This window comes from Dactylosporangium sp. NPDC000244 (assembly GCF_040300725.1).
GTDB lineage: Bacteria > Actinomycetota > Actinomycetes > Mycobacteriales > Micromonosporaceae > Dactylosporangium.
On sequence record NZ_JBEPEH010000001.1, the window covers coordinates 411,308 to 433,366 of the forward strand.

The 22,059-nt window shown below is 74.1% G+C and carries 19 protein-coding genes and 1 pseudogene; 11 read left to right on the forward strand and 9 right to left on the reverse strand.

Going from position 1 to position 22,059, the window contains the following annotated elements:
* Positions 1-76: 76 nt before the first annotated feature.
* Entirely contained in the window at positions 77-1,198 is a 1,122-nt protein-coding gene (locus tag ABT369_RS01920) for a hypothetical protein (protein ID WP_350609617.1), read from the reverse strand.
* 120 nt (positions 1,199-1,318) lie between these two features.
* A complete protein-coding gene (locus ABT369_RS01925) occupies positions 1,319-1,927 on the reverse strand; it encodes an SET domain-containing protein-lysine N-methyltransferase (protein WP_350609619.1) in 609 nt (202 codons plus the stop codon).
* 162 nt (positions 1,928-2,089) lie between these two features.
* Between ABT369_RS01925 and ABT369_RS01930 the strand changes: the two genes are divergently transcribed.
* Both ABT369_RS01930 and ABT369_RS01935 read left to right on the forward strand, forming a co-directional pair.
* Positions 2,090-4,819 (forward strand): carbohydrate-binding protein, encoded by a 2,730-nt coding sequence (locus ABT369_RS01930; RefSeq protein WP_350609621.1) that lies wholly within the window; start codon positions 2,090-2,092, stop codon positions 4,817-4,819.
* A gap of 111 nt (positions 4,820-4,930) precedes the next feature.
* Complete coding sequence (locus tag ABT369_RS01935) at positions 4,931-6,310, forward strand: hypothetical protein (protein WP_350609623.1); 1,380 nt, start codon at positions 4,931-4,933, stop codon at positions 6,308-6,310.
* Positions 6,311-6,314: 4 nt separating this feature from the next.
* On the opposite strand, the gene ABT369_RS01940 is transcribed toward ABT369_RS01935, so the two are convergent.
* Complete coding sequence (locus tag ABT369_RS01940; RefSeq protein ID WP_350609625.1) at positions 6,315-6,722, reverse strand: DUF2004 domain-containing protein; 408 nt, start codon at positions 6,720-6,722, stop codon at positions 6,315-6,317.
* 133 nt (positions 6,723-6,855) lie between these two features.
* Here ABT369_RS01940 and ABT369_RS01945 point away from each other — a divergent pair, with 133 nt between their 5' ends.
* The 3 genes from ABT369_RS01945 to ABT369_RS01955 are packed head-to-tail and all read left to right on the forward strand — an operon-like array spanning position 6,856 to position 10,722.
* Positions 6,856-8,133, forward strand: a complete 1,278-nt coding sequence (locus ABT369_RS01945) for a glycoside hydrolase family protein (protein ID WP_350609627.1) — start codon at positions 6,856-6,858, stop codon at positions 8,131-8,133.
* A gap of 58 nt (positions 8,134-8,191) precedes the next feature.
* On the forward strand, positions 8,192-9,253 hold the full coding sequence (locus ABT369_RS01950) for a SecDF P1 head subdomain-containing protein (protein ID WP_350609629.1): 1,062 nt from the start codon (positions 8,192-8,194) through the stop codon (positions 9,251-9,253).
* Positions 9,250-10,722 (forward strand): dolichyl-phosphate-mannose--protein mannosyltransferase, encoded by a 1,473-nt coding sequence (locus ABT369_RS01955; protein WP_350609631.1) that lies wholly within the window; start codon positions 9,250-9,252, stop codon positions 10,720-10,722. Before ABT369_RS01950 ends, ABT369_RS01955 begins: the two co-directional genes overlap by 4 nt.
* Here ABT369_RS01955 and ABT369_RS01960 read toward each other — a convergent pair whose 3' ends face one another.
* Positions 10,723-11,619 (reverse strand): LysR family transcriptional regulator, encoded by an 897-nt coding sequence (locus ABT369_RS01960; protein WP_350609633.1) that lies wholly within the window; start codon positions 11,617-11,619, stop codon positions 10,723-10,725.
* Between the two features lie 67 nt (positions 11,620-11,686).
* Here ABT369_RS01960 and ABT369_RS01965 point away from each other — a divergent pair, with 67 nt between their 5' ends.
* Together ABT369_RS01965 and ABT369_RS01970 are read left to right on the forward strand one after the other, a co-directional pair.
* Positions 11,687-12,463: an inositol monophosphatase family protein gene (locus ABT369_RS01965; protein ID WP_350609635.1), complete on the forward strand. Its 777-nt coding sequence runs from the start codon at positions 11,687-11,689 to the stop codon at positions 12,461-12,463.
* The gene (locus tag ABT369_RS01970) at positions 12,463-13,068 is read left to right on the forward strand and encodes an NAD(P)-dependent oxidoreductase (protein ID WP_350609637.1); all 606 of its coding nucleotides are present in this window, start codon (positions 12,463-12,465) and stop codon (positions 13,066-13,068) included. Before ABT369_RS01965 ends, ABT369_RS01970 begins: the two co-directional genes overlap by 1 nt.
* Here the strand turns inward: ABT369_RS01970 and ABT369_RS01975 are convergent.
* Together ABT369_RS01975 and ABT369_RS01980 are read right to left on the reverse strand one after the other, a co-directional pair.
* Positions 13,065-14,783: a glycoside hydrolase family 3 protein gene (locus tag ABT369_RS01975; protein WP_350609639.1), complete on the reverse strand. Its 1,719-nt coding sequence runs from the start codon at positions 14,781-14,783 to the stop codon at positions 13,065-13,067. The genes ABT369_RS01970 and ABT369_RS01975 overlap by 4 nt on opposite strands.
* 9 nt (positions 14,784-14,792) lie before the next feature.
* The gene (locus ABT369_RS01980; RefSeq protein ID WP_350609641.1) at positions 14,793-15,053 is read right to left on the reverse strand and encodes a hypothetical protein; all 261 of its coding nucleotides are present in this window, start codon (positions 15,051-15,053) and stop codon (positions 14,793-14,795) included.
* Positions 15,054-15,165: 112 nt separating this feature from the next.
* Between ABT369_RS01980 and ABT369_RS01985 the strand changes: the two are divergent.
* Positions 15,166-15,630, forward strand: a pseudogene (locus ABT369_RS01985) (FAD-dependent monooxygenase); the annotation flags it as partial.
* Positions 15,631-15,668: 38 nt separating this feature from the next.
* A complete protein-coding gene (locus ABT369_RS01990; protein WP_350609643.1) occupies positions 15,669-16,406 on the forward strand; it encodes a Rossmann-fold NAD(P)-binding domain-containing protein in 738 nt (245 codons plus the stop codon).
* Here ABT369_RS01990 and ABT369_RS01995 read toward each other — a convergent pair.
* A complete protein-coding gene (locus ABT369_RS01995) occupies positions 16,343-19,249 on the reverse strand; it encodes a PAS domain S-box protein (protein ID WP_350609645.1) in 2,907 nt (968 codons plus the stop codon). The genes ABT369_RS01990 and ABT369_RS01995 overlap by 64 nt on opposite strands.
* Before the next feature lie 86 nt (positions 19,250-19,335).
* Between ABT369_RS01995 and ABT369_RS02000 the strand changes: the two genes are divergently transcribed.
* The gene (locus tag ABT369_RS02000; protein WP_350609647.1) at positions 19,336-19,704 is read left to right on the forward strand and encodes a response regulator transcription factor; all 369 of its coding nucleotides are present in this window, start codon (positions 19,336-19,338) and stop codon (positions 19,702-19,704) included.
* Here ABT369_RS02000 and ABT369_RS02005 read toward each other — a convergent pair.
* Together ABT369_RS02005 and ABT369_RS02010 are read right to left on the reverse strand one after the other, a co-directional pair.
* Entirely contained in the window at positions 19,687-20,727 is a 1,041-nt protein-coding gene (locus ABT369_RS02005) for a sensor histidine kinase (protein ID WP_350609649.1), read from the reverse strand. The genes ABT369_RS02000 and ABT369_RS02005 overlap by 18 nt on opposite strands.
* A gap of 1 nt (position 20,728) precedes the next feature.
* Positions 20,729-21,187, reverse strand: coding sequence for a response regulator transcription factor (locus ABT369_RS02010; RefSeq protein ID WP_350609651.1), 459 nt, complete (start codon positions 21,185-21,187; stop codon positions 20,729-20,731).
* A 131-nt stretch (positions 21,188-21,318) separates the two neighbouring features.
* Between ABT369_RS02010 and ABT369_RS02015 the strand changes: the two genes are divergently transcribed.
* Complete coding sequence (locus ABT369_RS02015; RefSeq protein ID WP_350609653.1) at positions 21,319-22,059, forward strand: sensor histidine kinase; 741 nt, start codon at positions 21,319-21,321, stop codon at positions 22,057-22,059.

Consider the following 22,059-nt stretch of genomic DNA (forward strand, 5'->3'; position numbering starts at 1 on the left):
CGGTGATCATCGCCGATGGCTGAGCGCAGGTTCCATCCCCGCGGGCTACACCACTTGGCCGAACGGCCCAGCCCGATCAGCCGTCCCGGCGCCCCTGGCGGAGCACCCGCCGGACGAACTGCTCGAACTCCGCGGCCGAGTCGCCGGTCCACACCATCCCGTGCTCGCGGATGATGAACCACTCCGTCGACTTCGCGCGCAGCTCGGCGAAGAACCGCCGCCCGGCCTCGAACCGTCCACACTCGACGGTGTCGGCGGTCACCAGCTCGCGGTGGCGGGACCCGCGGGTCAGCTCGCGGTGGTGGAAGTGCACGATGAGCCGCGGCCGCCGCCCGTGCATGCTCAGCAGCGTGCTCAGCATCAGGTACTCGGGCGCGTCCGAGCTCGGCAGCCGCGGCCCGGTGTAGGTCAGCGCCCGCCGCCCCTCGTCGTAGGAGGTGACGAGGTCGAAGTCGGCCGCGGTCATGAGGGTCTTGTCGGTGACCGTCTGCGACACGAACCAGTGCCCGTCGTGCGAGAACAGGATCGACCCGTCCGTCCACGGCTTGCGCTGCCAGAGCCGGTGCTCCCGGTGCACCCGGGCCAGGTGCGCGATCTCCCCGGCGTGCCTGGCGCCGAGCCGCTCCCGCGCCGCGGTGTCGACGGGTTCGAGGCTGCGCGTCGGGGTGTACTTCACCCGGATCGTCTCGCCGATGACGTTGACGTACACGTCCTGCCAGGTGTTCGTCCGGATTCCGCGCCGCCGGTCGATCTCGTCGGGGTAGATGGCGTTGACGTCGAGCTCGTCGCACAGCTCGGGCACGACGGTGCGGGCCCGCTCGTAGCCGGGCCGGTCCTGCCCGTCGGCGGTCAGCTCGTAGGCCGAGAGCACGCTCGTGCGCACCCCGGCGGCGGCGAGCGCGGCGAGGTACGCCTTCTCGTCCTCGCCCATGCCGAGCGGATCGGTCGGCCCGTAGACGACGTAGGTGATGAGGCCCGGCCGCGGCGTGGGCAGCTCCCCGAACGCGAGCGGCTCGACGGAGAGCCCGTATTCGGCGCGCAGCGCGAGGAACGCCGGCCGGACGACCTCCCGCAGTGCCCAGCCCCCGTGCGGCGAGCGCGGATTGATCACGTAGAAGCAGCGGACCTCGGCCGGGCCCCGTTTGTGGCAATAGTCGGATGCCTGTGCATCCCCCGACGTCAGCGCCGCAGTGACCACGCGGTCACTCTACATTGACCATCCGTTCTCGCACGTCGAGCGGATTCGCCCCGCGAACCGTGCGGCGGTTGGAACCCGCCGGCGCCCGGGGAACCGGACGGGTTCCGGGCGTCGCCGGCGTCAGGCGGTGTGCTGGTACACGACCTGCCAGTTGCCGGCCACGACCCGCAGCAGCATGCTCAGGTGGTGCTCGCCGCACCGGGCGGAGCACAGGGCCTCCCAGCGGCCGGTGCCGATCAGCCACGCGACGTCGTGCAGCGCGCGGTCGTCCCGGAGCAGCGCGGCGACCACCGCGTCACGCCCGCGCAGCGCGACCCCGTGCCGCCAGGCCACCGCACCGGCGTCGACCAGCTCCGGCAGCCGCTCCGGCGAGCGCGCGTAGGCCTCGAGGAACGTGGCCAGCTCGCGGTCCGTCTCCTGCGTCGCGTCGATCGTCACCGCCTCGCCCGCGCGCAGCGGCCGCAGTGCGACGTCGCAGCCGCGCTCGAAGTCCTGGTAGCACGACGGGTCGTCGGCGTGGTTCACGTAGCGGGCCGGCGCCGGATACAGGTAGCGGCGGCCCCAGTAGCTGTGCACGAAGAGGTGCTCGCCGGGCGGGAGCGCCGCGTACCCGGCCGCGTCGAGCTCCCGCAGCCGGTACGCGACGACGACCTCCCCGGCGGCGAAGTCGCGCGCCGCGTAGACCCCGCGCCCGCCGAGCGCCCCGTCGCCGATCCGAACACCCTCCACCCGGATCAATCTAGTGGCGCACGACGGGACCGGTGTTCGCCGCGCGTCGTTGTGCGGATCGAGGACTGAAAAATTGAGTACTTGACGCGTCAGCTCTGAGAGTGTTTTCTGCAAATACTTGCGCGCGCCGCTACGCGGGCAGGTTCCAGAGAGGACACCCTCATGCCACGAGCATCGATGCGTGCGGCGCGGCGGGCGGTGGCGCCCCTCGCCGTCGCCGCCCTGGTCGGCACCGCGCTCACCGTCGCCTCCACCCCCGCCCAGGCCGCCACCGCCGGGGCCACGACACCGTTCACCAGCTACGAGGCCGAGGCCGGGACCCTCGGCGGCGGCGCGACGACGGTCGCACTGACCGCGGCGCCGACCACGCAGTACTCCAGCGCGGCCCTGGAGGCGTCCGGCCACGCGTACGCGCACCTCGCCGCCACCGGCCAGAAGGTGCAGTGGACGAACACGACCGGCCGGCCGATCAGCGCGATCGTGGTGCGCGCCAGCATCCCCGACGCGCCCGGCGGCGGCGGGATCACCGCCTCGCTGAACCTCTACGTCGACGGCGCCTACCGCCAGGCGCTCACCCTGACGTCGAAGCAGTCGTGGGTCTACGAGGGCAACAACCACTACAACGACAGCGCCGACCAGAACCCGGCCGACGGGAACCCGCGGGTGTTCTTCGACGAGGCCCGGACCTTCGTCACCGGCGCGCCCATCGCGCCCGGCGGGACCTTCGCGCTGCAGCGCGACGCGGCGAACACGGCCGCCTTCTACGACATCGACGTCGTCGACGTGGAGAACCCGGCCCCGATCGCCCAGCCGGCGAACTCGATCTCGATCACCTCGTGCGGCGCGGCCGCGGACAACCCGAACCTGGACAGCACCGGGCCGATCCAGACCTGCATCAACCAGGCGCAGTCGCAGGCCAGGACGCTGTGGATCCCGGCCGGGACCTTCTACCTCAAGGGGACCAGCGGCCTGCACGCGACCGGCATCACGATCGCGGGCGCGGGGCCCTGGTACAGCACGATCTACCGGGCCGTGCCGCTGCCGAACCCGCAGCCCCTGGGCGCCGTCTTCGACCTCACGTCGTGCACGGTGAAGGACTTCCACATCGACTCCAACGCCACCAGCCGGGCCTCGGTGGACGGCGCCGGCGGCGCGATGGACACCACCGGCACCAACTGGGTCGCGGACGACATCTGGACCCAGCACACGCTGTCCGGCTTCTGGGCCTCCGGCACCGGCGGCCAGGTCCGCAACAGCCGGCTCACCACCATCTGGGCCGACGGCATCAACCTCAACAACGTGTCGCTGAACAACTCGGTCGGCAACAACCTCAGCGCCACCAACAACTTCGTGCGGGGGACCGGCGACGACGGCATGGCGATCAACTCGGTGAACTACAACACCGACGCCAACGGCAACCGCACGTACTACACCCCGATGGCGAACATCTCGTTCACCAACAACACGATCGTCGCGCCGTGGGGCGGCAAGGGCATCGGGATCTACGGCGGCGGCGGGCACGACGTGCAGTACAACGCGATCAGCGACACCGCCCGCTACATCGGCCTCGGCGCCGGCCGCTTCGGCGTCAACGGCAGCGACCTGCTCGGCGCGACCGTCTCCAACAACGTCGTGACCCGCTCGGGCGGCAACGGCTACAGCCAGGGCCAGCCGGCGCTGCAGATCGGCAACGGCGGCGACGGGCAGAACGTCGGCGCCGTCGACCGCGTCACGGCGGCGAACAACACCGTCGTGAGCTCGCTGTACGACGGCATCGGCTTCTCCCAGTCGACGAACACGCTGCTGCAGAACAACACCGTCACCAACCCCGGCCGCAACGGCGTCGTCGTCGCACCGCCGTTCTACCCGGCCCCGAGCGGCTCGGCGAGCATCACCGGCAACACGGTGACCGGGCTCAAGAGCGGTTCCACGGCGTACCTCAACAACTCCGCCGGCTTCGCGGCCACCCTGAGCGGCAACAGCTGGCAGGGCGGCGGCGGCCCCGTGGAGGCCCCGTTCGGCGGCACCCCCGCGGCGATCCCGGGCACCGTGCAGGCCGAGAACTACGACACCGGTGGCCAGGGGCTCGCGTACAGCGTGAACTCGGTCAACGGCACCGGCAACGGCTACCGCGCGGACGGCGTCGACCTGGAGTCCACTTCGGACACCGGCGGCGGCTACAACCTCGGCTGGACCAGCGGCGGGCAGTGGTTCCGGTATACGGTGAACGTCGCCGCGGCCGGCCAGTACACGCTCACGGCCCGGGTCGCGGCCCCGAGCGCGGTGACCGGCGCCCTGCACATCGCGAACGCGGCCGGGGCCAACCTGACCGGCGCGGTGAACCTGCCGGCCACCGGCGACTGGCAGGCGTGGGGGAGCGCCACGGCGACGCTCACGCTCCCGGCCGGCCAGCAGGTGCTCACGCTCGTGCAGGACAACGGCGGCTGGAACCTCAACAGCCTCCAGTTCACGCAGGGCGGCGGCACGCCCACGCCGACCAACCTCGCGGCCGGGCGGGCCACCTCGGAGTCGTCGCACAACCAGGTGTACGGCTCGGGCAACGTCACCGACTCGAACCAGGGCACCTACTGGGAGAGCGCGAACAACGCGTTCCCGCAGTGGGTGCAGGTCGACCTCGGCTCGGCCCGCTCGGCCACGAAGGTCGTGCTGCAACTGCCGGCGACGTGGGGCGCGCGCAACCAGACCCTGACGCTGAGCGCGTCCGGCGACGGCACCTCGTTCACCACCGTCGCCTCGGGGACCTACACCTTCAACCCGTCCGTGACGCTCACGTTCCCCGCGACGACGCAGCGGTACTGGCGCGTGACGATCACCGCCAACACCGGCTGGCCCGCCGGGCAGATCTCGGAGTTCCAGGTCTGGAACATGTAGATTTCATGTGACAAGTAACAACGTAAGGCCACGTCCGGCGGCGGGTTTATGCCTCGCTTAAGTTTGGTTTACCGCCGCCGGACGCCCCATTTCGGCCCCTATATTCGCCGCGTGAACCTCGCCTTCTCTCGCCGGCACGTCGTCATTGCCGCGATCGCCGGTCTTGCGGTCGCGGCAAGCATCGGCGCCGTGGCCGCCTTTTCGTCCTCCTCGGCTCCGCCCGGGGAGCCGGCGGCCTCGGTCCAGTCCTCATCGGACGGTGGCGACACCGCTGCGCTGGCCGCGGCCGGGGCGCCCTCGAGCGCCGCCGCGAGCAGCGCCGCCCCGGCGAAGGAGACCGGGCCGTGCGGCCGCGCCGCGAGCGGAACCCCCGTGGTGAAGGTGACCGACGTCGCCGTCGGCAGCGCGGTCACCGGCTACGGCCGGGAGGGCGACACCGACCCGCTGCCGATGGCCATCGCCGCGACCCCGAACGGCGGCTCGTGGCTGGCCTGGCTCGGCACCAACGGGAAGGTGTACCTCGGCCGGCTCGGCTGCGACGACAAGCTCGTCGGCACGCCGACCAGCTTCGACGGCATCGACCTGCAGGACGTCTCGGCCGACGCGAACGGCGGCGTGCTGCTGCTGACCCGCAAGGGCGAGTGCCACGCCGGCCCGCTCTGCGGCGGCTCGTCGAGCCCGTGCAACACGATGCACATGGTCCGGTTCGACAACAACGGCCGGCAGGTCTGGGAGCGCCAGGTCACCAACCTGAGCTCGAGCCTCGGCGGCTACGACGACGGCGCCCGGTTCGTGTGGTGGTACCAGCACCACGGCCGCCTCGCCTCGGACGGCAGCAACTACGCGGCCTACTTCGGCGTGGCCATCACCGTGCGCAACGGGTCCTGTGTGGACATTCACGAGGGCGACCGCATGCAGGTCGTCAACTCCGGCGGCGGCCTGGTCAACCACAAGGACGCCTTCGAGGTCGGCTGCAGCCACAGCTGGGGCACGCGGATCGTGTGGGACCCGCGCACGAGCCACTACGCGATGGTCTGCGCGACCGACAACAACTGCCGCATCGCGCAGCCGCATCCGTACCGCACCGTCGCCGCCGGCGCCTGCGACAACACGCTCTTCGGCGGCGACCTGGTGCTGGCCCGCAGCTCCGGCTACTGGACCGCGTGGAGCCAGGGCGGCCAGGCCCGCCTCGACCACTTCGGCACCGGCGCCTCGGACGCGACCGTGAAGACATCGGCGAAGACGGCCCATCCGCACCTGGTGACCTACGGCACCGGCCGCATGCTGCTCGCCTGGGAGTCCGGCTCGTCGATGGCGGCGCAGGTCTACGACTCCGGCAGCGGCTCGGCGGTCGGCGCCCAGCTCACCATCGGCGTGAAGGACCACAACTACCAGGCGTTCAAGGCCTACCCGGACGGCAGCGCCGCCTACCCGGCCGCGGGCGCGAACAGCACCTCGATTCGCATCGCCCGCGTCATGCCGATGGCGTAGGCGCTCAGCTCTCGACCGTCAGCCCGGTCAGCCGGCCCTCGGTGTCGAAGACGGCGACGAGCAGGTTGTCGGTCAGGTCGCGGCCCGTGGTGTAGTCGAACACCACGGGCCGGTCGGACGAGTCCGGGTAGATGCCGATCCGCACCAGATGCAGGCGGTTCACGAAGTCGGCCGCGCTCAGGCCGGCGAGGGACGGCTCTTCGTCGAGGTAGTAGCGGACGGCCGAGTCCGGCAGCGCCCAGTCCTCGAGCATGCCCCGGTGCGCGCGGAGGTGGTAGCCGCCCAGGTCGGCGGTCACCCGCACGACGCTGGCCAGCACGTGGTCGCCCATCCGGTCGCCGTCGAACCAGAGGTCGATCTCGGTCTCGCGGCCGAAGAAGGCGGTGCTGGTCTCCCACACGATCTCGGCCATGCCGACCCCCTCGGAGAGCGCTCTCTCAAGTTTGGCTTACGACCCGCTTAAGTCGGTTCGTACCGCTTGACGAGGTCGCGCGGCATGGACGAGCTTAAGCCTCGCCAAGGTTCGCGAACCATCGAGGAGTGCCATGCGGCTCGGCCGAAAACCCCTGATCGCTCTGCTCGCCGCCGCCGTGGTGGGCGTCGGGATGGTCGGGCTCACCAACGCCCTGGCCGACACCGGCGCGCCGATCACCGGCATCGCGGGCAAGTGCGTCGACGTCGCCGCGGCGAACACCGCGAACGGCACCGCCGTGCAGCTGTGGGGCTGCAACGGCACCGCCGCCCAGAAGTGGACGGTCACCGCCTCCGACGCGAGCATCCGCGCGCTCGGCAAGTGCCTCGACGTGACCGGCGCCTCGAGCGCGGACGGCGCGAAGGTCCAGCTCTACGACTGCAACGGCACCGGCGCGCAGAAGTGGGCGGCGGGCGCGGGCAACCGGCTCGTGAACACCGGCTCCGGCAAGTGCCTCGACGCCAGCGGCAACAGCTCCGCCGACGGCACCCGGCTGCAGATCTGGACCTGCACCGGCAACGCCAACCAGCAGTGGAAGCTCCCGGGCGCCCCGGCCTCGCCCACGGCGACAGCCACCCGGACCGCGTCGCCGGCGCCGAGCGCGAGCCGCACCACGGGCCCGGTGGCCAAGAAGAAGGGCGTCAGCACCTGGCAGTTCACCGGCCTGTCGGACGCGGTGCGCAACGTGGGCGCGGGCTGGTACTACAACTGGTCCACGAACAACGACTCGATGCCCGCGAACGCCGAGTTCGTCCCGATGATCTGGGGCGCCGGCGCGGTCACCGACGCCGACTTGGCCAAGGTCAAGAGCGAGGGCACGGTGCTGCTGGGCTTCAACGAGCCCGACCTCAAGGAGCAGTCGAACATGACCGTGGAGCAGGCGCTGAGCCTGTGGCCGCGGCTGGAGGCGACCGGCATGCGGCTCGGCAGCCCGGCCGTCGCCTACGGCGGGGACACGCCCGGCGGCTGGCTCGACCGGTTCATGACCGGCGCGCGGCAGCAGAACCGGCGGGTCGACTTCATCACGCTGCACTGGTACGGCTCCGATTTCTCCGACGCCGCGGTGGGCCAGTTCCTCGGCTACGTGCAGCGGGTGCACGACCGGTACAACCTGCCGATCTGGATCACCGAGTACGGCCTGATGAACTTCAGCGGCACCCCGAAGTTCCCGAACACGGCCCAGATCACCTCGTTCATCACCCGCACGACGACGCAGATGCAGGCCACCTCCTACATCGAGCGCTACGCCTGGTTCTCGCTCCCGGCCGTCGGCGACTCGCTGCCCTACGGCCTCTACAAGGACGGCTCCACCCCGACCCCGGCCGGCGAGGCGTACCGAGCCGCGGGCTGACCCCACGGGCTGAGACCGGGGGCCACCCGGATGGGCATGCCGCCCGTACGCTGGCGGCATGTCCTTCCCGTCCGCAGTCGCACCGCCGCCGGCCGCCCGGCGCGTCCCGATGTGGTTCTGGCTGGTGCTCGCCCTCGTCGTGGTCCTGCTCCTCGCGGCCGGCATCACGGCCACGGTCCTGCTCGTCCGGCGCTTCGGCGGCGGCCCGGTGAAGGGCGACGTCGCCTACACGCTGCGGGTGACCGGCAAGGACGGCGCCGCGGCCGACGCCGGCGCGGTGGAGCGGACGCGGACGCTGCTGCTGGACCGGCTGCGCAGGCTCGGCGTCGGCCGGCCGAACGTCACCGCGGTTGGCCCCGACACCCTGAAGGTGACCGCCGCGCACGAGGACGCCGACCGGGTCCGGTCGGTGCTCTCGCCCGGCAACCTCACGTTCCGCCTGGCGACGGCTCAGACCATGGCCCGGCCCACGGACCAGCCCGGCGGCGACTGCAAGAGCGGCGCGCAGGCCCCGGCGAGCGCGGACAGCCCGCTGGCCTCGGCCCGGCAGAAGCTCGGCGAGTCCGTCTACCAGGCCGCGGCCGCGCTCACCGGCCCGGAGGACCCGAAGGCGGCCCAGTTGCAGGGCTTCGACCGGCTCAGCTGCGCCGAGATCGCGGCGCTGCCCCCGGCCATGCAGTTCGCCGTGCCCGCGATCACCTGCGCGATGCTCAACCGGCGCCCGGCCGGCGCGCTGCCGAACGACGCCGGGGTGACCGCGTGCGGCGACTCGGTGAAGTACCGGCTCGACGCGGCCAAGGCCACCGGCGCCGACGTCGAGGACGCCGAGGCGGCGCTGAACAAGGACATCGGCCGGTGGACGGTCATCATCCGCTTCACGCCGTCCGGCCAGGACCGGTGGGCGGCGCTGACCGAGGAGGCACTGCACCAGCAGGTCGCCATCCTGGTCGACGACGAGGTCGTGTCCGCCCCGACCATCCAGGCCGTCATCACCGGCGACGCGGAGATTTCCGGCGGGAGCCTGGACACGAAGGACGCCGCGTCGGCGCTCGCGGTCACGCTGGGCTCCGGCGCGCTCCCGGCCCAGGTCACCATCACGGCGACGGACACCGTCGGGTGACGGCCGAGCGCATCGCGATCGCGCGGCGGCGGCTGGGCGGGCCGGGCCGGTTCCCGCGGGCGTTCTGGCTCGCCGCGATCCTCGTCGGCGGGGTGGCGCTCGTGCTGCGCCTGATCAACCTCGGGCATCCGCCGCAGGTCATGTTCGACGAGGTGTACTACGCCAACGAGGCCCAGGACCTCCTGCAGCACGGCGTGGAGTGGAACCCGGAGACCATGCAGCCCGAGTACGTGGTGCATCCGCCGCTCGGCAAGTGGATGATCGGGATCGGCGAGCAGCTCTTCGGGTACAACGCCTTCGGCTGGCGCATCATGGCCGTGGTCTTCGGCGTCGCCGCGATCGTGCTCGTCATGACGGCGACCTGGCGGCTGTTGCGCTCCACGGTGCTGGCCGCGACCGCGGGGCTGCTCATGGCGCTGGACGGCATGCACTTCGTGATGTCGCGGGCCGCGCTGCTGGACATCTTCCTGCTGTTCTGGATCGTCGTGGCGTTCAACCTGCTGGTGCTGGACCGCGAGCAGCGCCGCGCGCGATGGCTGGCCGCGGTGGAGACCGGCGGGAAGGGCCGCGCGAAGCTCGGGATCCCCTGGTACCGCATCGCCTGCGCGATCTCGCTCGGGCTCGCCTGCGGCGTCAAGTGGAGCGGGCTGTGGTACCTGATCCTGTTCGCCCTCGCCGCCGTGGTCTTCGACATGAGCGCCCGCCGCAGCGCCGGCGTGCGGCACTGGATCTCCGAGAGCATCCCGCCCGCGGTGGGGTGGACCCTCGCGATCGCCGGCATCGCCCTGTTCGCCTACGTCAACGTCTGGTGGGGCTGGTTCCTGTCCGACGACGGCTACTTCCGGCACTGGTACGCCGCGACGCACAACCTGCCGCACGACCGCCTCATCGACCCGCTGGTCAACCTGGCCCACTACCACGACACCGCGTACGCGTTCCACACGACGCTGGACAAGCCGCACCGCTACCAGTCGTGGCCCTGGCAGTGGCTGCTGCTCGGCCGCCCGGTCCCGTTCTACTGGGACCCCAACGTCTCCTGCGGCGCGCCCGACTGCACCGCCGAGATCCTGCTGCTGGGCACCCCGGTGCTGTGGTGGTCGTTCACGCCCGCGCTGGCGGCGCTCGGCTGGCTCGCCGTCGCCCGCCGCGACGGGCGCGCGTGGCTCGTGCTCGCCGCGGCCCTGGCCGGGATCGTGCCCTGGTTCCAGTCGATGCCGGAGCACCGCACGATGTTCTTCTTCTACGCGCTGCCGGCCGAGCCGTTCCTGGTCCTCGCGGTCGTCTACGTGCTCGGCGCGATCATCGGCGCGCCCCACAGCGCGCGGCGCCGGTCCGGGGCCGTGATCGCCGGGGCGTACGTGCTCGCGGTCGCGCTGTGCTTCGCGTACTTCTACCCGATCTACGCGGGCACGCCGATCCCGTACAGCGACTGGCTCGACCGTCTGTGGCTTGGCAACCGCTGGGTGTAGCTATCCCAGCGCCGCGGCCACCCCGGCGCGCAGCAGGTCGCGCAGCCACGCGTGGGCGGGGTCGGTGTCGTCGCGCTGGTGCCAGGTCAGGATCACGGGCACCGGCGGCGCCGGCAGCGGCAGCGGCACGAGCCGCATCCCGTGCCGGGCCACGGCGTGCGCGGTCATCCGGTCGGGCACGGTGACCGCGGCGCCGATCGCGGCGGCGAGGCCCAGTGCGGCGTCGACGGTCGGGGCCGAGGCGACGGTGCCGCGGGAGAGCCCCAGCGCTTCCAGGGCATCGTCGAGCGGATCGCGCAGCCGCCCGCGGCGCGAGACGATGACGTGGGGGACGGTGGTGTACCGCCGCAGCGTCAACGACTTCCCGCGCCACCGCGCCGGGATCGCCACGACCCGCTCGGCGTGGCCGAGGACCTCGCCCCGGATCTCCGGCAGCTCCGGCTCGGCCGAGCCGAGCTCCGCGTCCACCCGCCCGTGCCGCAGGTCGCTGGTGTCGGCGCCGGCCTCGGCCAGGAACCGCAGCCGCACGCCCGGCGCCCGCGCGCGGACCGCGGCGAGCAGCCCGGGGCCGGCCGCGGCGGTGATGGCGTCGTGGAAGCGCAGCGTGAACGTGCGCGTGAGGGTCGCGGGGTCCACGTCGGCGTCGGGCGCGAGCAGCGCCCGCGCCTCCTGCACGAGCCGGTGCACGTCGGCCCTGATCCGCACCGCGTACGGCGTCGCCGTCATCGTCCGCCCGGTGCGCACGAGGATCGCGTCGCCGGTCGCGCGCCGGATCCGGCCCAGCGTCCGGCTCATCGCGGGCGGCGACAGGTGCAGGCGATGAGCCGCGCCCAGGACGCTGCCCTCCTCCAGCAGGGCGTCGAGCGCGGTCAGCAGGTTCAGGTCCAACGAGTGCACGGAGGTAACTTTAGAGGTACCAAGGATGCACTTGCCGCAACGCCGGCGCCGCCGAAGACTCGAAGGCATGGAGCTGCTGCAACCGGTCATCGAGACCGCCCGCGACGTCGGCGGGCGGCTGCTGGAGCTGTACTCGCCCGACGCCCGCCTCCCCGGCCGCAACGCCATGCTGGAGGCCGCCGCGCGCCTCGACGCCACCGTGCGCGACCCGCTGCGCGAGGCGCTCGGGCGCCTGCGCCCCGCGGCCCGCTGGGTCACCGACGACGAGGAGCGCGCGAGCCTCGACGCGGGGGAGTGGTGGGCCGTCGACGACGTCGAGGGCGCCGTGAACCTGCTCCACGGCCGGCCCGAGTGGTGCGTGAGCATCGCCCTCGTCCGCGACGGCGCCACCGCGCTCGCGGTCGTCTACCAGCCGGTCGGCGACCGGCTCTGGACCGCGGCGCCGGGCGGGGGCGCGTTCGGCGACGGCCGCCCGCTCGCGGTCTCGCCGAAGGCCGCGTTCGCCGACGCGATCGTCGAGACGAGCCAGGTCGGCGATGAGCCGGCCGAGCTGCGGGCCCGCATCGGCCGCGCGCTCGGCGCCCTCATGAGCCGCGCGCTGCTGGTGCGCACGACGATCCCGACGACGTTCCCGCTGCTGTCGGTCGCGTCCGGCCGGTCGGACGCGTTCTGGCAGTACGCCCCGGCGGTGACCGGCGTGGCCGCGGCGACCCTGCTGGCCACCGAGGCGGGCGCGGTCGCGACGGACCTGTCGGGCGCGCCCTGGCGCCCGGGCGCGGCGGATCTCCTGGTCGCACCGCCCGCACTGCACGCCGGGGCGCTCGCGGCGCTGGCGGACCTGTGATGGAGCTGACCGTGCTCGGCGCGACCGGCGGCACCGGCCGCGAGCTGGTGCGCCAGGCCCTCGATCGGGGCCACGCGGTCCGCGCGGTCGCCCGCGACCCGTCCCGCCTGCCCGAGGCGCCGGGCCTGATCCCGGTGGCCGCGAACGTCCTCGACCCGGCCGCCGCCGCCCGGGCGGTGCGGGGTGCCGAGGTCGTGCTGTCCGGCCTCGGCATCGCCGCGGGCGAGGCGCCGGGCGTGCTCGCCGCCGGAGCCCGGGCGGCCGCCGCCTCCGGCGCGCGGATCGTGTGGCTGGCGGCCCTGGGCATCGGCCCGTCGGCCCCGGCGGCGGACCCGCTGAGCCGGATGCTGCTGCGCACCTTCATGCGCCGGGAGCTGCCGGACCGGGAGGCGGCCACGGAGGCCGTCCTCGCGGCGGGCGGCACGGTGCTGCACGCCGGACCGCTGACCGACGGCCCGCTCGCGCCGCGGCGGCGCACCCTGGCGCTGCCGGACGTGCCCCGCCACCTCGTGCCGCCGCGCGTGAGCCGCGCGACGGTGGCGGCGGCGATGCTGGACGAGGCCGAGTCGCCCCGGCACGCGGGCGAACCCGTCGTCGTGCTCTAGGAACCGCTGCCGAACGCGTACAGGACGGTGCCGCCGTCCGGGGTGCGGATCGTGACCGGGAGCCGGCCCGGGCTGCCCGCGCGGCCGGTGAGCGTGTCGGCCAGGGCGGTCACCGACACCGGCTGGTAGTCGTAGGCGGCCAGGTAGGCGGGGGCCTGCGGGAAGTACGCGATGTCGTAGGGGCCGCCGACCGACGTCACGACGACCGGCCGGCCGGTCGCGAGCAGGGCCTCGACCAGCGCCACCTGGGTCGGGTCCGACCACACGTTGTTCGTCGTCACCACCGTCGCGTCGGCGGTCCCGGCCGCGGCCACCGCCTGGGCGATGACGGCCGGCGACGGCGAGCCGGTCCACAGCCGGGTCGCGGCCACCCCGCGCGCGTTGAGCCCGTCGGTGAGGTTCTGCGTGGTGCTCACGCCCCAGCCGGTGACGAGCACGTGCGCGCCGGGCGCGAGGGGGAGCCCGGCGCCGCGCAGCCGCGTGATCGAGCGGGCGGCGATCGTGGACATGGTCCGCAGGTGCTCGGGGGTGCCGATCACGGGCGTCGGCACGTCGCCCCGCCCGAACAGCCCGAGCTCCAGCTTCATGCGCAGGATCCGGCGGACCGACTGGTCGATCCGCGCCGTCGGCAGCGTTCCGGCCGCGACGGCGTCGAGCACCGCCTGGATGGCCGCGGGCGGGTCGGCCGGCATGAGGAGCTGGTCGACGCCCGCGTTGATCGCGTCGAGCGCGATCCGGTCCGGCGGGATGTCCGCGAGGGCGGCGGCGTCGAGCGCGTCGGTGATGACCACGCCGTCGTAGTGCAGCTGCTCGCGCAGCAGGCCGGTGACGATCGGGCGGGACAGGCTGGCCGGGGCGCCGGACGGGTCGAGCGCGGGCGCCACGATGTGCGCGGCCATGATGCTCGGCACCCCGGCGGCGATGGCGGCGCGGAACGGCGGGACGTGCGTCGCCATGATCTGGGCCCGGGACTCGTCGGTCACCGCGACGCCGTTGTCGGTGTTGACGGTCGTGTCGCCGAGCCCGGGGAAGTGCTTGGCCTGGGCGCCGATCCCGGCGAGCCGGTAGCCCGCGACGGCCGCGGCGCCGAAGAGCGCGACCTGGGCGGTGCGGTCGCCGAACGCGCGCGGCCCGTCGGCGGCGTTGCGCGGGTTGGTGTTGACGTCCACGACGGGTGCGTCGACCACGTTGATGCCGAGCGCGAGCAGCTCCTGGCCGCTGACCCGGGCCGCCTGGAGCGCGGCGGCCGGGTCCTGGGTCGCGCCGATGGCCATGTTGCCCGGCGACACGGCGAGCGGCGCGCCGATCCGGGTGACGATCCCGCCCTCCTGGTCGGTGCTGATCTGCAGCGGGATGCCGGTGTCGGCGCGGGCGGCCGCCTGCAGCTGGTTGGACAGCGTGGCTACCTGGGCCGGGGCGGCGAGGTTGTGGCTCCAGCTGAAGTAGATGACGCCGCCGAGGTGGTAGCGCCGCAGCACCTCGGCCCCGGTCCCGACGCCGTAGCGGGTCGTGTTCGCGGCGACGTCGGCCGGAGCGGGTGCGGTGGCGTTGTCGCCGTAGACGTACCCGACGAACATCTGCCCGACCTTCTCCGGCAGCGTCATCCCCGCGAGGAGCCGCTCCACCTGGTCGGCGGGCGCGGCCGAGGCCGCCGCCGGCAGACCCGCGAGGGAGAGGGCCACTACGGAACAGACCACCACCGACCGTCGCAACATGCATCAATCTCACTCTTGTCGATGTCCCGGGTCAAGTGGGCGGCCCTCGACGAGGGCCGCGACGCCGTCCAGGACTCGGTCCAGGCCGAACGCGAACTCGGCGGCGGCGTCGTATTCGGCGTCGTCGTCGATCGCGCCCGCCGCGATGGCCGCGGTGATCGCGGGAAAGTGCTCCGGGCCGGTCAGGCGGGTCAGGGCGCGGCCGTAGTCGACGGGCCGGCGCTCGCCCGGGTGCAGGGCGGCGGCCGCGGTGGTGGCGAAGCTGCGCAACGTACCCCGACAGCAGCATCACCACCGAGAGCTTCTCGCGCTCGGTCAGCCCGGTGCCGCCCAGGGCCGCGAGGCAGCGCTCCAGCCACCGGATCTGGTTGGGGAGGGTGTCATGCGCGTGCTGATCTCGGGTGCGGGCGTCGCCGGGCCGGCGCTGGCCTACTGGCTGCGGCGCGGGGGCGCCGAGGTGACCGTCGTCGAGCGGGCGGCCGGCCTGCGCACGGGCGGGCACGCGGTCGACTTCCGCGGCGAGGCCCACCTGTCGGTGCTGCGCCGCATGGGCGTGCTGGAGCAGGTCGAGCGGCACCGCACCGGGATGGGGGCCATGCACTACGTCAGCGAGCGTGGCCGGCGCATCAGCCGCCTGCCCGCCGACCTCTTCGCCGGCGACGTCGAGATCCTGCGCGGCGACCTCGGCCGCATCCTGCACGACGCGACCGCGCCGCTCGGGGTCGAGTACCGCTTCGGCGACGCGATCACCGCGTTGAACCAGGACGCCGACGGGGTGACGGCCGCGTTCGAGCACGCCCCGGCGCGCCGGTTCGACCTGGTCGTCGGGGCGGACGGGCTGCACTCGCGGGTGCGGGCGCTGACGTTCGGCCCGAACGGGACTACGTGCGCGAGCTCGGCCTGCACTGCGCGATCTTCCCGGTGCCCAACGAGCTCGGGCTGCGCAACACCGCGCACGCCTACCGCACGGCCAGCCGCCTCGTCATCGTCGGGCACTCGGACCGTAGCGAGTCGGCCTGGGCCCAGCTGTTCTTCCCCTCGCCTGCGAAGAACGACGACTCGAGCCGGAACGACGACCCGAGCCGGAACGACGACCCGCGCCGGAGGGTCGCCGAGGCGTTCGAGGGCGTCGGCTGGGTCACCCCGCGGCTGCTGGAGGTGCTCGGCCGGACCGAGGACCCCTGGGTCGACGCGGTCGCGCAGGTCCGCATGCCCGCCTGGCGCAAGGGCCGCATCGCGCTGCTCGGCGACGCCGCCTGCTCGCCGTGCCTGCTGTCCGGCCTGGGCTCCGGGCTGGCCGTCGTGGGCGCCTGCGTGCTGGCCGGCGAGGTCCTCCGCGGCGGCATCGCGGACGGGCTCGCGTCCTACGAGCGGATCATGCGGCCGTACGCCGAGGGAGCCCAGCGCGGCGCCGAGGGCACCGCGAGGATGATGGTGCCGGCGGGGCGGGTGGCGACGGCGCTGCTGAACCAGTACATGCGGCTGGTGCCGTACCTGCCGGGCAAGCGGATGATCGCCGACGCGACCCGCCGCACCGCCGAGAACGTGCGGCTGCCCGGCTACGCCGCGACGGCCTCGAGGTCGAGCACGAAGACCGAGCCGCCGTCCGGGTTCGGCTCGTAGTGCACGTCCGCCCCGTTGGCCTGGGCCAGGTTGCGCACGATGTAGAGCCCGAGCCCGGTCCCGCGCACCTTCGCCGCGTCGCGCTCGGCCCGGGCCAGCCGCTCGAAGAGCCGGTTGCGGAACTCCTCCGGCACGCCCGGCCCGCGATCCTCCACCGCGACCCGCACCCGGCCCTCGCCGAGGCGCACGCGCACCGCGGTGGCGCCGCCGCCGTACTTCGCCGCGTTGCTCAGCAGATTGGTCAGGATCTGCTGCAGCTGCACGGGATCGGCCAGCGCCGCCGCGTCCGGCCCGCGCACCGGCACCCCCTCGGCGCCGGTGTTGGCCAGGGCATGCGCGATCTGGCCGCGCAGCGGGGTCGGCACCCGCTTGGCGTGCAGGGTGCCCGCCTCGCTGCGGACCATCGTGAGCACCTCCTGCACGATGCCGTCGAGGCGGTGCGCCTGCCGGGAGATGCCCTCGACGACCTTGGTGCGCATGCCCTCGCCGAGGGCGGACCAGCTGTCGGAGGCGATCTCCGTGTACCCCAGGATCGCGGCGAGCGGATTGCCGAGCTCGTGACCGAGCATGCCGATGAGGTCGCGCTTGAGCCGGTTGGCCTCCTCGAGCTCGGCGTTGCGGGCGGCGAGCACGGCCGCGTCGTCGGCGTGGCGCAGCGCGGAGCCGAGCGCCTCGGCGAGCAGGGCGAGCTGCTGCTCGTCGGCGTCGTCGAACACGTCGGCGTGCCGTGAGGAGACCTTGAGCGCGCCGACCACGGCGTCGTCGGCGTGCAGCGGCGCGATGAGCATCGCCGCGATGCCGAGCCGGGCGCACGTCTCGCGGTCCACGCGCGGATCGCGGGCCGAGTCCCGGCAGTGCGCGGGCGCGTCGGCGTCGAGCACGGCGCCGCTGAGCGAGGCGTCGGCGCGGACCCGGGTGCCGAGCGCCCCGGCGAGGCTCCCGGCGGTCACGGCGAACACCAGGTCGTCGCCGTCGGCCAGCTCGACCGCGGCGCCGTCGGCCGCCGGGAACAGCTCGACCGCCCGCTCGGCCACCACCCGCAGCGCCGCGTCCCGGTCGGCGGCGGCCGCGATCAGCTCCCGCTGGACGCTCAGGGTGTGCTGCAGCCGGCGCAGCTCCCGCTCGGTCGCCTCCGCGGCGGCGCGCTCGGCGGCGATGTCCTCGACCTGCATCAGCCGCCACGGCTCGCCCGCCGGCCCCGGCACCACCGACAGCGTCACCCGCGCCCACACCGTCCGCCCGTCGGGGCGCAGGATCCGCTGCTCGTAGCGCGCCTGCCCGCCCGTGCGCAGCCCGGTTCGCGCGTCCGCGGCGGTCGCGAGGTCGCGCGGGTCCGTGACGTCGCCGAAGCGCAGCCCCGCCAGCTCCCCGGCGCTGCGCCCGGTCAGCGCGGCCGCCGCCGGGTTCGCCTGCCGGAACACGTCGTGCTCGTCGCACAGCACCAGCCCGAGCGGGCTGCCCGCGAACGCGGTGCGGAACTGCTCCTCGCTGCGTGCGAGCGCGAGCGCGGCGGTCCGCTCCCGGGTCACGTCCATGAGCTGCACCACGGCCGCCGCCGGGCCCTCGCCGTCGCTGATCACCGAGGTGTGCGCGGCGACCCGCACCTCCGTCCCGTCGCGGCGGCGCAGCACCGTCTCGCGCGCGCTGCGGCTGCGCCGGCCGTCGGCGAGGGCGGCGACCGCGGCGTCGAACCGCTCTTGGGGCACCGCCACGAGCCCGGCGAGCTCCAGCCCCACGACCGCGGCCGGCTCCCAGCCCACGAGCTCGCTGAAGGCCGGGTTCGCCAGCATGATCCGGCCGTACTGCGGCCCCCGCAGCCCCAGCACCGCCTTCGCCACCGGGCTGTGGTCGAACACCTCGGCGAAGCGCCGCTCGCTCTGCTCGTGGCGCTCCACGGCCGCCAGCGCCGCCGCCCGCTGCCGCGCGAGCTCGGCGTTGGCCTCGGTCGCCTCGTGCAGCAGCTCGCGGTTGCGCGCCGCGTGCTCGGCGTGCTGCAGCGCCCCGGTGAGCGCGTCGGCCAGCAGCGTCAGCTGCTGCTCGTCGGCCTCGTCGAACGCGTGCGGCCGGCGCGCCAGCACGACGACGACGCCGATCGGCCCCTCCGGGCGCAGCAGCGGCGCGACGACGAGCGAGCGGACGCCGGTCACCCGCCCGACCGCGGGGCCGATGCCCGCCCGCGGGTCCGTGGCGGTGTCGTCGCAGCGCAGCGTCGAGCGGGTGGACAGGGCCAGGCCCGCCACCGAGTCGCGCAGCGGAATCGCCGGCCCGTCCGGCATCTGCCCGGCGACGGCCGCCCGGGTCAGCGCCTCCCCGTCGAGCAGGTGGATCGCCGCGCCCTCGCTGCCGGGCATGATCTGCAGCGCCCGCTCGGCGGTCAGCGCCAGCAGCGCGTCGCGGTCGCCGGCGGCCGCGGCGATCTCGCGCTGCACCGCGATCGTGGTGCGCAGCCGCCGCGCCTCGTCCTGGGAACGCGCCGCGCGGTCGGCCAGGGCGTGCCGCTCGGTGCTCTCCACCGACTCCAGCACGACGAACCCGCCCCCGCACACCGGCAGCGACCGCGTCGAGATCCACAGGCGGGAACCGTTGCGCCGCACGATCTGCCGCTCGCAGGTCTCGTCGGCGAACCCGCGCCACGGCTCGTCCGGGTGCAGCAGCAGCGTGACCGCCCGGCCGGTGAGCTCGTCGCGGCGGTACCCGGTCAGCAGGCAGAAGGCGTCGTTGACCTCGATCAGCTCGCCGGCGACGGTGGCCACCGCCTTGGCGACCGTGCTGCGCTCGAACAGCTCGGCGAGCAGCCGGGCGCGCGACTGCTCGTCGAGCCGCTGGAGCAGACCGACGGTCACGCCTTCAGGATCGACCGGCCGGGACCGGATCTGAGCCATCGCGGAATGCCGCCCGGGCCGCCGCCGGCGCCGATATGTTGGAGCGGATGGCGACGGTACTGCTGGTCGACGACGACCACGGCGTGCGCACCATGCTGCAGGTCGTGCTCGACACCGCCGGCTTCGAGGTCGCCGCCCACGACAACGGCTCGGCGGCCGTGCGCGACGCGCTCGAGCGGGTGCCCGACGTCGCCGTCCTGGACGTGTCGATGCCCGGCATGTCGGGCCTGGACGTGTGCCGGGAGCTGCGCGCCGATCCGCGCACCGCCCAGCTGCCGATCGTCCTGCTGACCGCGCTCGGGCAGTGGCTGGACGTGGCCTCGGGCTTCGAGGCCGGCGCGGACGACTACGTGGTGAAGCCGTTCAGCCCGCGCGACCTGCTGCAGCGGATCGAGCAGCTACTGGGGCAGGCCTGAGGGCGCTTCCCTCGGCAGCCGCAGCTCCACCGCCCCGCCGTCCTCGGAGGTCGCCATCCGCAGCGTCCCGCCGTGGCGCGCGACGACCGCCCGGGCGAGCATGAGGGCCGTGGACGTGCGCGCCCCGCCCGTGGCCGTGAAGAGGCGGTTGCTGGTGAGCTGTTCATGCAGCGGTACCCGCACGAGCCACCCGTCCGCCGAGGACTCCGCGCTCACGTGCACCGCCGCGTCCCCGGCCGAGGCCACGGCGACCGACAGCAGCCGCTCCACCAGCGCGTCGAGCCAGACCGGGTCGGCCGTGATCGTGAGCCGGCCGGGGTCGGTGACCCCGAGAGTGACCGGTGCCGCCGGGTCCTGCCGCGCGTTCCAGGCCGCCACCGCGTCGCGCAGCAGCGTCCCGAGGTCCACCGGGCGCACGTCGAGCCCGACCGACCCCTGCTCCAGCGCGTTGAGCGTGGACAGCTCGTCGACGACGTCGCCGATGCGGGCGGCGTTGCGGCGGACCACGTCCAGCAGGTCATGCAGGTCCGGCTGCGCCGAGGTGTCCGGCAGCAGCTCGAGCATCGTGTTCGTCGACGTGAGCGGCGTGCGCAGCTCGTGGCACAGCGCGGCGACGAGCTCGGTCTTCTCCGCCACCTTCTCGGCCAGCGCCCGGTTGTGCTCGCGCAGCCGCTGGCGGATCTGCGCCTGCAGCGTCACGTCCCGCACCACGAGCACCCACCCGGACTCGAGCCGGTGCCAGGCCGCCTGCACGCTGCGCCCGCCGGCCAGCCGGAGCTGCCGCGGGTGCGTGACCGGCGGCCAGGCCAGCGCCGCGGCCACGGCGTGCGCGCCCCGCGCGACGAGGTCCCCGGCGAGCGCGGCCACGGACCGGTCGGGCGCCACGTCGGCCGCGCTGAGCCCGAGCAGGCCCGGCAGCGCCCCGTTGACCTGCGTCAGCCGCCCGTCGGGCCCGGCCACGGCGACGCCGACGTCGAGGACGTCGAGCACCTCCGCCACGGTGACGCCGACCGCGGTGCCCATCTCAGGACCGCGCCGACGGCTGGTGGGCCCGCCCGGCCGGCCGGTCTTCCTCGCCGGTGTTGCTGTCGCCGGTGCTCCCGTCGCCGGGGTCCCCGGGGCGGGCCAGGAAGGCGTCCACGCGGGCCAGGAGGTCGCCGGCACCGAAGGGCTTCACCACGTAGTCGGTGGCCCCGGCGCTGAACCCGTCGGCCACGTCGCCGTGCATGCCGCGGGCGGTCACCAGCAGCACCGGCGTGCGGGCGGTCGCGGGCGCCCCGCGCATCGCCGCGCACACCTCGAGGCCGCTCAGGCCGGGCATGTTGACGTCGAGCACCGCGATGTCGGGCCGGTGGGCGTTGGCGAGCCGCAGCGCCTCCTCCCCGTCGCCGCACGCGAGGACGGCGTGCCCGGCGCCCGCGAGCATGAACTCCATCAGCTCGCGCACGCCGCAGTCGTCCTCCGCCAGCAGCACCGTCGCCATCCCAGTCCCAGGCCCTTCCGGGTCGGTTGCATTCCGTCCGACGGTACCGAAAATGCCATGATCCAAATGCTACGTTCGGCAGGATAAAGCCGACATGCCGGAATGACACCCGTACGGGAGGACCACCGTCCATGCCCGCGACGCCGCGGGGCGAGCTGCTGCGCATCGCCTCGCACGAACTCCGGACGCCGCTGACCTCCATCCGCGGGTACGGCGAGCTGCTGGCGACCGGCCGCGCGGGCGCGCTCACCGAGCAGCAGCAGCGCATGGTCGGGCTCATCGACCTGTGCGCCGGGAAGGTGTACGGCATCGTCGAGGACCTCATCGTGCTCACCGGGCTCGAGGAGGGCACGTTCGGGCTCGCGGTGGAGCCGATCCGCCTGGCCCCGCTGGTCGTCCGGGTCGCGGGGGAGCTGGCGAGCGTGGCCCGCGCGGCCGGCGTGGCGATCGACGCCGCCGTGCCCGGCGAGGTCGCGCTGCTCGCCGACCCCCGGCACCTGCAGCGGGCCCTGGCCAACCTGCTGTCCACGGCGATCGGCTACGCCCCCGAGCACGAGACCGTCCGCCTCGCCGCCACCCAGGAGCCCGGCGGCGCGACCCGCCTGGTGCTGAGCTGCCCGAGCGCGGGGGCGGCGGCGGGGGAGCAGCTGGAGCTGTACGAGCGCTGCCTCGTGCACGGCCCGGGCGCGGCCGATCTCGAGGGCGCCGGGCTCGCCCTGGCCGTGGTGCACGCGGTCGTCGGCCACCACGGCGGGCGTCTGCGGGCCGAGGCCGGGGACGCCGGCGTGGCCGTCACCGTGCTGCTGCCGCCGGCGCCCCCGGCCGACCCCGCGCACGTGGTCCTGCTCCGCCGCAGCCCGGTCCGCGCCTGA

Coding starts and splice junctions, on each gene's coding strand:
- ABT369_RS02000 (WP_350609647.1), top strand. CDS start 19,336: ATGGCGACGGTACTGCTGGTCGACGACGACCACGGCGTGCGCACCATG.
- ABT369_RS01965 (WP_350609635.1), top strand. CDS start 11,687: ATGGAGCTGCTGCAACCGGTCATCGAGACCGCCCGCGACGTCGGCGGG.
- ABT369_RS01970 (WP_350609637.1), top strand. CDS start 12,463: ATGGAGCTGACCGTGCTCGGCGCGACCGGCGGCACCGGCCGCGAGCTG.
- ABT369_RS01930 (WP_350609621.1), top strand. CDS start 2,090: ATGCCACGAGCATCGATGCGTGCGGCGCGGCGGGCGGTGGCGCCCCTC.
- ABT369_RS01940 (WP_350609625.1), bottom strand. CDS start 6,722: ATGGCCGAGATCGTGTGGGAGACCAGCACCGCCTTCTTCGGCCGCGAG.
- ABT369_RS02015 (WP_350609653.1), top strand. CDS start 21,319: ATGCCCGCGACGCCGCGGGGCGAGCTGCTGCGCATCGCCTCGCACGAA.
- ABT369_RS01950 (WP_350609629.1), top strand. CDS start 8,192: ATGTCCTTCCCGTCCGCAGTCGCACCGCCGCCGGCCGCCCGGCGCGTC.
- ABT369_RS02005 (WP_350609649.1), bottom strand. CDS start 20,727: ATGGGCACCGCGGTCGGCGTCACCGTGGCGGAGGTGCTCGACGTCCTC.
- ABT369_RS01975 (WP_350609639.1), bottom strand. CDS start 14,783: ATGTTGCGACGGTCGGTGGTGGTCTGTTCCGTAGTGGCCCTCTCCCTC.
- ABT369_RS02010 (WP_350609651.1), bottom strand. CDS start 21,187: ATGGCGACGGTGCTGCTGGCGGAGGACGACTGCGGCGTGCGCGAGCTG.
- ABT369_RS01945 (WP_350609627.1), top strand. CDS start 6,856: ATGCGGCTCGGCCGAAAACCCCTGATCGCTCTGCTCGCCGCCGCCGTG.